Annotated in this window: 9 protein-coding genes; 5 read left to right on the top strand and 4 right to left on the bottom strand. The window is 62.5% G+C overall.

Annotated elements, in window-relative coordinates:
* The first annotated feature begins 481 nt into the window (after positions 1-481).
* Both BT116_RS27705 and BT116_RS27700 read left to right on the top strand, forming a co-directional pair.
* Entirely contained in the window at positions 482-1543 is a 1062-nt protein-coding gene (locus BT116_RS27705) for a M4 family metallopeptidase (RefSeq protein WP_072348732.1), read from the top strand.
* Positions 1543-1866, top strand: coding sequence for a protealysin inhibitor emfourin (locus BT116_RS27700; RefSeq protein WP_063320640.1), 324 nt, complete (start codon positions 1543-1545; stop codon positions 1864-1866). The genes BT116_RS27705 and BT116_RS27700 overlap by 1 nt, the downstream gene beginning before the upstream one ends.
* Here the strand turns inward: BT116_RS27700 and BT116_RS27695 are convergent.
* Entirely contained in the window at positions 1863-2171 is a 309-nt protein-coding gene (locus BT116_RS27695; protein WP_072348730.1) for an RcnB family protein, read from the bottom strand. The genes BT116_RS27700 and BT116_RS27695 overlap by 4 nt on opposite strands.
* A 251-nt stretch (positions 2172-2422) precedes the next feature.
* Between BT116_RS27695 and BT116_RS27690 the strand changes: the two genes are divergently transcribed.
* Entirely contained in the window at positions 2423-3526 is a 1104-nt protein-coding gene (locus BT116_RS27690; RefSeq protein WP_072348728.1) for a DNA alkylation repair protein, read from the top strand.
* 6 nt (positions 3527-3532) lie between these two features.
* On the opposite strand, the gene BT116_RS27685 is transcribed toward BT116_RS27690, so the two are convergent.
* Positions 3533-5611 (bottom strand): putative bifunctional diguanylate cyclase/phosphodiesterase, encoded by a 2079-nt coding sequence (locus BT116_RS27685; protein WP_072348726.1) that lies wholly within the window; start codon positions 5609-5611, stop codon positions 3533-3535.
* A 296-nt stretch (positions 5612-5907) separates the two neighbouring features.
* Here BT116_RS27685 and pncA point away from each other — a divergent pair, with 296 nt between their 5' ends.
* Complete coding sequence (gene pncA / locus BT116_RS27680; protein WP_072348724.1) at positions 5908-6561, top strand: bifunctional nicotinamidase/pyrazinamidase; 654 nt, start codon at positions 5908-5910, stop codon at positions 6559-6561.
* 41 nt (positions 6562-6602) lie between these two features.
* Positions 6603-7244, top strand: a complete 642-nt coding sequence (locus tag BT116_RS27675) for a DUF1345 domain-containing protein (protein ID WP_072348722.1) — start codon at positions 6603-6605, stop codon at positions 7242-7244.
* A 68-nt stretch (positions 7245-7312) separates the two neighbouring features.
* Here BT116_RS27675 and BT116_RS27670 read toward each other — a convergent pair whose 3' ends face one another.
* Positions 7313-8614, bottom strand: a complete 1302-nt coding sequence (locus BT116_RS27670) for an ATP-binding protein (protein ID WP_072348720.1) — start codon at positions 8612-8614, stop codon at positions 7313-7315.
* A 4-nt stretch (positions 8615-8618) separates the two neighbouring features.
* Positions 8619-9320: a response regulator gene (locus tag BT116_RS27665; RefSeq protein WP_072348718.1), complete on the bottom strand. Its 702-nt coding sequence runs from the start codon at positions 9318-9320 to the stop codon at positions 8619-8621.
* Positions 9321-9329: the final 9 nt, after the last annotated feature.

The following is a 9329-nucleotide window of genomic DNA, read 5'->3' as shown; positions in this document are numbered from 1 at the left end:
CATCGAACAATCGCTGCTCAGATACAGCAATAGGGTGCGTAATAAAGTCTCTGGGGTGAAACGGCGCCCGAACTTCAACGCCCCCAATTCCCTGGCCTTGGCTTCCCATCCCGCAGGCAATAGCGCTAACAGCTTTGGCCAATCTTCATCTAGTCCTGGTGTCACACTTGCTTTCCTTGCAACTCATCTCAATTGCGGATCAGTTTACTATTTTTGGAGTTTGGTTAGCGCCTATGGGATTTATCCCCGCTGGGTTGCGGAGCGACCCCCAGGAATTTCTATATGTCCGTAGCGTCCGGGAGCGCTTCGCACTCCAGCGGGGATAAATCCCCTCGCCACAGGCCCCATGTCCCCCGGACCAAACAGTCCCATAGATTCGTATGGAGTTATGTTTTATCAGGCTATTCGTGCAATAGGGAACCGCGACGGCCTCTTCGGTTCACATGGGTATCGACCCTGCATTTCAGATAAGGATTTTCTGATGTTCGACTCTCGTCCGCTCCACGGTTTCATTCCGCCATACATCCTCAATCGCATCATCGCCCACGGCTCCGAACAGCAACGCTCCAGCGCTCTCGGCACCTTGACCCACGTGCGCAGCCTCCGGCACAACCCCGGCCCGCCCGGCAACCTTCCCGCCGCCGCGAAGCTGCCCAAGCCTGGCCAGGCCGGACAGCCGCAACGCAGCGTGCATGACGCCCAGAACAGCATGGAACTGCCCGGCCAGCCGGTCCGCCTGGAAGGCCAGCGGGCCAGTGGCGACCCGGCCGTGGACGAAGCCTACGACGCCCTCGGCGCCACTTATGATTTTTTCTGGAACGTGCTGGGACGCGACTCCATCGACAACAAAGGCTTCGCCCTGGTGGGCAGCGTGCATTATGGCCAGGGCTATGAAAACGCCTTCTGGAACGGCGCGCAGATGGTGTTCGGCGACGGCGATGGTGAAATCTTCCAGCGCTTCACCCGTTCCCTGGACGTGGTGGCCCACGAGTTGGCCCATGGCGTCACCGAAAGCGAGGCCGGGTTAATCTACGCCAACCAGTCCGGCGCCCTGAACGAGTCCATCTCCGATGTGTTCGGTGTGCTGGTCAAGCAGTTCGTACTTGAACAGACCGCCGACCAGGCCGACTGGCTGATCGGCGCCGACCTGCTCACCGACAAGATCAACGGCGACGGCCTGCGCAGCATGTCCAACCCCGGCAGCGCCTACGATGACCCGCTGCTGGGCAAGGACCCGCAACCGGCGCACATGCGCGAATTCGTCATTACTCGTGAAGACAACGGCGGCGTGCACATCAACTCGGGCATTCCCAACCGGGCCTTTTATCTGGCGGCGACCACGCTGGGCGGATTTGCCTGGGAAAAGGCCGGCCGGATCTGGTATGAAACCTTGTGCGACCGAAGATTGGCCAATGACGCGTCCTTCAGCGCCTTCGCCCGCCTGACCGTCGAGCACGCCCGCCAGCGCTTCGGCACGCGGGAAGTGCAAGCGATACAGAACGGCTGGGCCCAGGTCGGCGTCGACCTGACACAGGAGAGCTGATGAAAACCCTTCCAGACCTCGACGACAAAGCCGTGGTACGGCTGTCGCGCCAGGGTGGCGTGGCCGCCATCCATGCGCTGACCCGGCCACGGGAAATCGAATTCGCCCAGTGCGACCTCGACCAGCGCACGCGCATCTGTTCGGTCCTGGAGGGTTGCCTGCCACTGACGTCCTCCACGCCTGGGCGCGGCGACCAGCGTTTTTTCCAGATCGAGGTGCGCTATCGCGCCAACGACCAGGATGACGAGATGGTACTGCAGGTGCCTGAGGACCAGGCACCCGGCGAGCTGGTTCACCTGTGGGACAAGGGCGAAGTGCTCTAGCGTGTGGCCGGCACGATCTTGACGATGGCGCCGGATACGGTTTCGATCAGCAGGTATTTGTCGTCGATCTGCACCCATTGCTGCTCGTTTGTCGGTTGCTCGAGTTTCTTCTGTTTCCAGTCTTTCATGGCCCGGTCCGCGCGCTGGTAGTCCGCCGGTACCCGGTCGTTCTCCACCAGCCTGCGGCCATTGCTCGGCGAATGCTCCAGGGCGTCTGCGGTTTTCTCGACCGCTTGCGCAACAGGCCCAAGGGCTCCAAGGCCGGCGATCAGGGCCAGGCTGGCGATCAGGGATGGTTTGCGCATAGAAAAAACTCCAGTTATTCGAGGGACTGAATCTGGGACTTCGCGGGCGGCGAATCATTCCTTAATTCCTGGAAACTGTACGCGGTGGCGAGGGAGCTTGCTCCCGCCGGGCTGCGCAGCAGCCCCAATCCAGGCGACGCGGTCATTCAGCGGTACGGCATTCACGGGGGTTACGACTGCTGCGCAGCCGAGCGGGAGCAAGCTCCCTCGCCACGGGGTATAGTGACAAGCCCTGCACGACGGCCCCTGCCATGACGACTTCGACCACTGCCTCCCCTGCCCTCAAGGAAATCTTCAACAGCGCCCGCCTGGAACACATCGCCAGCGAAATGCGCGCGGTGTATCCGGCATTCGACGCCAAGGCGTTCTTGCACATGGCTAACGATGGGCTGGCCGAGTTGTCGGTGATGCAGCGCATGGCCCGGGTCAGTGAGTGCCTGCATGCGGTACTGCCCCTCGGTTATGAAGCTTCGCTGGAGGTGTTGCGCGCCCTGGCTCCGCGCCTGAACAGCATGTTCGTCAGCATGTTCCTGCCACACTACGTGGCGTCTTATGGCCGGCACCGCTTCGACGTGTCGTTGGACGCGCTCAAGTATTTCACCCGGTTCGGCTCGTCGGAGTTCGCCGTGCGGCACTTCCTGCGCGATGACCTGGAACGCACCCTCAAGGTCATGCACGACTGGGCGCTGGACGCGAACGAGCACGTACGCCGCCTGGCCAGCGAAGGCAGCCGGCCACGCTTGCCATGGTCGTTTCACCTGGAGCCGATCCAGGCCAACCCTGACCTCGCCGCCGCAATCCTCGACACGCTCAAGGCCGACGATAGCCTTTATGTGCGCAAATCCGTGGCCAACCACCTCAACGACGTCACCAAGCAGCATCCCGACTGGGTGCTGGACCAGATCGAAGGCTGGCCCCTGCAAGACCGCCACACGGCGTGGATCGCCCGGCACGCCCTGCGTAGCCTGATCAAACAAGGCAACCCCAGGGCGTTGGGCGTCATCGGGGTCGGCGGCAAGGCACAGGTCCAGGTGCGGGATTTGCAGGTGACGCCTGCGGTGATTCGCCTGGGGGAACAGGTCACGCTGTCCTTCACGGTGCAATCAACCCTCGGGCAGAGCCAACGCCTGGTGATCGACTATGCCGTCGACTACGTGAAAGCCTCGGGCGGCACCTCGGCCAAAGTCTTCAAGCTCAAGACCTTCGACCTGCCCGCCCAGGGTTGCGTCAACCTCAGCCGCTCCCAGCACATTCGCGAGTTGACCACCCGCAAACACTACGTGGGCCGGCATGCCGTGCACCTGCTGGTCAATGGCGAGCGGCTTGGCAGCACGGCGTTCGACATCGTGCCTTGAAGTGGTTCAGCCCACCGCCCCCCGTTGTGCCTGGCGAATGTCGTGGATGAACCGCTCAGCCGGCAGTGGATGCCCCAGCAGATAGCCCTGCAGCGAATCGCAGCCCAACTGGGTCAGGAAGTCTTGTTGCACATCGGTCTCCACACCTTCGGCGACGATCCGCAGGCCCAGTGCCTGGCCGAGGGCGACGATGGCCGAGACGATCGCCGCGTCATCGCTGTCGTGCTCCAGGTCACGCACGAAGCCGCGATCGATCTTCAGCTCGTTGGCCGGCAGGCGCTTGAGGTACATCAGGCTCGAATAGCCGGTGCCGAAGTCGTCGATGGACAGGTCCACGCCCATGTCCGAGAGCTGTTGCAGCACCGTCATGCTCGCGTCCGCATCGCTCATGGCGGTGGTTTCGGTGATTTCCAGGGTCAGGCTGTTGGCCGGTAGCTGATGGGTTTCCAAGGCCTTGGCCACGCTCTGCACCAAACCGATATGGCAGAACTGCAACGCCGACAGGTTCACCGCAATGCGCCAATCGGTATAACCGAGCACATACCATTCACGCATCTGCCGACAGGCTTCGTTCAACACCCATTCGCCGATGGGGATGATCAACCCGGTCTTTTCCGCCAGATCGATGAAGGTGTCGGGCATCAACAGGCCCTGGGTCGGATGGCTCCAGCGCAACAAGGCCTCGGCGCCGACCGGCTGGCCGTTGGCGGCATCGAACTTGGGCTGGTAGTACAGGCTGAATTGCCGCTGTTCGACGGCGATACGCAAGTCTTGCAGCAACTGCAATTGCTTGCGGGCGTTGCTGTTCATCGACGCGTCGAAAAAGCTGTAGCCGTTCTTGCCGGCGCCCTTGGCGTGGTACATCGCCGCGTCGGCGTTCATCAACAGCTCGTCGGCGCTCTGGCCGTTACCAGGGTAAACGGCGATACCGACGCTGGCGGAAATCTGCAAGTCATGCTCAGCCACCCGGAATATGCGAGCGATCAGGCCGACCTGACGTGCCGCCAATCGCAAGGCGTCGTCAGGTTCAGCCAGTTGCACCAGCAGCACGAACTCATCACCGCCGATCCGCGCCAGGGTGTCCTGGCTGCGCAGGTCCTCACGCAGGCGCAGGGCCACGTCCCGCAGCAACAAATCGCCCATGTGGTGACCGAAGGCGTCGTTGACCGGCTTGAAACCATCCAGGTCGATGAACATCAGGGCGAAGCAGCCACCCTGCTCTTGCACCCGGTGCATGGCCTGGTCGATACGATCAGCCAGCAATACCCGGTTGGGCAGTCCGGTGAGGGGGTCGTGCAGGGCCAACTGGGTCAGTTCCCGGTTGGCCAGGGTCAGCGATTGGGCCAACTCCGCAGTACGGGCTTCCAGGCGCGCGTCGAGAATCGACGTCAGCAAGGCGATGGCCAGCACCGCCAGGGTGGTGATCAACACCAGATTGTCCAGGCCCTTGCCGCTCAAGCCGTCCAGGGAACCACAGAAGCTGCCGTCGCTAAATCGCGCCCCGGCCATGCCGGTGTAGTGCATGCCGACGATGGCGACCCCCATGACCACCGCAGCGCCTGCACGAGCCAGACGCACGTGGGGCGTGTTCTGGCGCAGGCGAAAGGCAATCCACAACGCCGCCGCCGAAGCGCCGACAGCAATCACCAACGAAGCCCCGAACAATGTCGGGTCATAGTCGATGCCTGGCTGCATTCGCAGAGCGGCCATGCCGGTGTAGTGCATGGTGCTGATCCCAGTGCCCATGATCAGCGCGCCGAACGCCAGTTGCCACGCCGGCAATCGCGGCTGGCTGACCAGCCACAGGGCAAAACCGCTGGAAAGAATCGCGACCAGCAGCGACAGCGCGGTGATGGATACGTCGTAGCCAAGCTCCACCGGCAAGCTGAACGCGAGCATGCCGATGAAGTGCATGGACCAGATGCCCACCCCCATCGCCAGCGCGCCCCCGGCCATCCACAAATGCGCGGCGCGCCCCTGGGCGGTCGCGATCCGCCCGGCCAGGTCCAGGGCGGTGTAGGAAGCCAGCACAGCAACAAACAGGGAAATCGAAACGAGGGCGGGTGAATAACTGCCGATGAGCATGTTTTTTTCTCGTAACAGGAGACCGGACTGCTTCCATGCCCGGTTGAAGGCCGGCGATTGTACTGAATCGTGACAGGGACGCACGAACCAAATGTCAAAAAGCCATCAACGCTGGAATATTTTCGACGAAAGACACTACCCCCCGCAGAAGGACTATTTTTGTAAACCATCAATCCTGTGTTCACCGCAGATCCGTTGCGGGAGCGAGCCTGCTCGCGATGGCGGTGCGTCAGTCTACGCACCTGGCCCAAGCCGTTCAGCTACTATCGAAGAACCACTTCAAGGAGGATTCATTCATGGGCGTTGCCGCCAACCGGGCTTTGACCACTGCGCTGGTAGTCATCGATGTACAGAACGACTTCATCCCCGGCGGCCAACTGGCCGTGCCAGGTGGCGATGAGATCGTGCCGCTGATCAACCAGCTGGGGCATTCATTCAGGCACGTCGTCCTCGCCCAGGACTGGCACCCGGCCGGGCACGCCTCGTTTGCGTCCAGCCATCCGGGCAAGCAGCCGTTCGACATCGTCCAATTGCCCTACGGCGAGCAGAAGCTCTGGCCCGACCACTGCATACAGGGCAGCAATGGCGCCGCGCTGCACCCGGCACTCGATCTCCCCCATGCCAAGCTGATCATTCGCAAGGGCTGCAACCCGGACATCGACAGCTATTCAGCCTTCATGGAAGCGGATCACCTGACCCCTACCGGCTTGACCGGCTATCTCAAGGAACGCGGCATCGACACCGTGTACCTGGTAGGGCTGGCCCTGGACTTCTGCGTGATGTTCTCGGCCCTGGATGCCCGGTTGGCGGGGTTCAATGCGCTGGTGATACTGGATGCCTGCCGGGGCATCGATATCGACGGCTCGATGGAAGCGGCAATCCGACGGATGCAGGAAGCGGGCGTGCAATTGATCGAGTCCAGCGCGATAGATGGCGGCCCCTTCGCTTGACGGCTCATACTAGGCGCCTCCTTTCCGGACAGTGAGTCTCCATGCCCTTCCTCGCCCGCACCCACCCGCGTCTGTCCAGCGCCACGGTCCTTGGCCTGGCGGTGGGTATCCTGGTTCCCGTGGACTCGATCATCAGCAAAATCCTGATCGGCTGGAATGTCGGCGTCTGGACCTACCTGGTGCTGATGTCCTGGCTGACTGTGCGGGCCAAGGCGCCCGACGTTCGGCGCATCGCCGAAATCGAAGATGAAAATGCCGGGCTGGTCCTGCTGGTGGTCTGCATCGCGGCATTGGCCAGCCTGGCAACCATCACCTTCGAACTGGCCGGCAGCCGCGACCTGGACGCCGCCGGCAAGCTGCTGCATTACGGTTTCACGGCAATGACCGTGATCGGTTCGTGGTTGCTGATCGGGGTGATCTTCAGCGTGCACTACGCGCGGTTGTATTACACCTGGGAAGGCAAGGAGCCGGCGCTACGGTTTGCCGAAGGGCTGACCACGCCCAACTATTGGGACTTCCTGTATTTCTCCTTCACCATCGGCGTGGCAGTGCAGACCGCGGACGTAGGCGTTGCCACGCGGCAACTGCGCAAGATCGTCCTGGCACAATCATTGATCGGGTTTGTGTTCAACACGGCGATCCTGGGGTTTTCGATCAATATTGCGGCGGGGTTGTTTGGGTGAGGAAAGTTGGGGGCCACTTAGTGCCCCAGCGGGGATAAATCCCCTCGCCACAGAGATCGCACCGAGGCTCAAGCGGGTGTTGGCAGCCACAGCCTGAAGCGCGCCCCGCCCAGCGGCGAGGCTTCGACGGTCAGCGTGCCGCCCTGGGCTTCCAGGGCTCGGCGGCTGATGGCCAGGCCAAGGCCGAAGCCGCCGGTGGCGCGGTCGCGGCTGCGATCCAAACGGTAGAACGGCTCGAACACGCGCTCGCGTTCGCTGTCGGGAATGCCGATGCCATCGTCGTCGACCCAGATCTCACAGCCTTGATCACTGACCAGTACGCCCACCTGGATGCGCTTTTCGCAATAACGCATGGCATTGCGCAACAGGTTCTGCAAGGCCCGAGCGGTCAGGCGTGGGTCCAGTACGAAACGCTCCAGCGCGCCGTGCAGCAGCACGTCGATCACCACATCCGGCGCCGCCAGGTCCTCGTCGACGCTGCCCAGGATGCTGTCGATGAACTCGTCCAATGCCACTTCGACCCGTTCGGGCAGGCGTTGCGGGTTCTGCAGACGGCTGTAGGACAGCAGTTCCAGCACCAGTTCATCCAGCTCACGAATGTGCGCCACCAACCCTTGCAGGCGCTCGCGACTGGCCGGCGGCAGGTCATCGGACAGCGCCAGGGCCAGGCCGAAGTCGAGCCGTGTCAGTGGCGTGCGCAGTTCGTGGGACACGGCGTTGAGCAGGTCCCGCTGTTGGTTGAGCAGGTTCTCGATGTCACCCGCCATGGTGTCGAACACATGGGCCAGGCTGCCGATGTTCGAACTGGAGGCAATGTGCGTACGCTCATCCAGATGACCTTTGCCAAAGCGTTCGGCGGTGCGCCTGAGGCGTTCCAGGTCGCGCCAGTGAGGCCGCAACCAGAGCAACAGGCAGGCCAGCATGGTCGCGCCGATCAACACGTTGATGCTCCAGTACAACCAGCTGACGTCGGCCGGGTCCGGCGGCACGACCATCTTCACCGCTGTGCGCCCATCCAGCGGCGCCGCCGCCAAGGTGCGCCAGGCCCAGTCACCGATGCGCACCACGTTCTCGCCGCGCTTGAGACGCGCCTGCTCATCAGCACTGAAACCGCCGTCATCGATCACCGCCAGCTCGATGCGCAGCGGCTCGAACTCCTTGTCCATCTGCGCCGCCAGCGCCGGCCACTGCTCGCTGGGCACGGCGCGGAACTGCTTGACCATCAAGGTTTGCAGGCCACGGGAATAATCGAGGTTGTAGGTCATGAAACGGTCTTGGAACAGGCGGATCACCAGTTCGGGCATCAGGTAGATCGCCGCGCTGTAGGACACGATGGTGACCAGGTAAAGGCGAATCAGCAGCTTCCACATCGGCTCAACATTCCCACTCGGAACGACTGAACAGATAACCCTTGCCCCATACGGTCTTGATCTTGCGGGCTTCGTCGGCATTGTCGTCGAACTTGCGCCGCAACTTGGAAATCGCCACGTCCACCGAACGGTCGGTGCCGTTGAACTCGATGCCGCGCAGGCGCTGCAGGATCTGGTCTCGGCTCAGTACTTCGCCGGAATGCCGGGCCAGCACCACCAGCAGGTTGTATTCGCCGCTGGACAGCTCCACCGCTTGTCCGCGCCAGGTTACGGTGCGCTCGGACAGGTCGATGCAGAGGTTGCCCATGAGGATGCGGTCGTTGACCGTCTGCGGCTCGGCCAGGCTGCTGCGGCGCAACAAGGTACGCACTCGCGCCAGCAGCACCCGGGGCTCGCAAGGCTTGGTGACGTAGTCATCGGCGCCCATCTCCAGGCCCAGGACCTGGTCGTGGCTGTCGTCCCGGGCAGTGAGCATCAAGATCGGCAAGGTCGCCGAGTCAGCCCGCAGCAGGCGGCAGACTTGCAAACCGTCCAGCCCCGGCAGCATCAGGTCGAGAATCACCAGGTCCGGCGGATCGACGCGTGCCCGTTCACGCACATGATCGCCACGGCTGAGCACGCTGACCTGATAGCCGTTGCGCTCCAGGTAACTGGCGATCAGTTCGGAGAGTGCGCAGTCGTCTTCGACCAAGAGGATGTTGGGCATGGGTGTTTC

Source organism: Pseudomonas sp. NFACC16-2, from assembly GCF_900119205.1.
Classification (GTDB): Bacteria; Pseudomonadota; Gammaproteobacteria; order Pseudomonadales; family Pseudomonadaceae; genus Aquipseudomonas; species Aquipseudomonas fluorescens_Q.
Note: the sequence above shows the minus strand (reverse complement) of the source record. Positions and strands in the feature narration are given on the sequence as shown.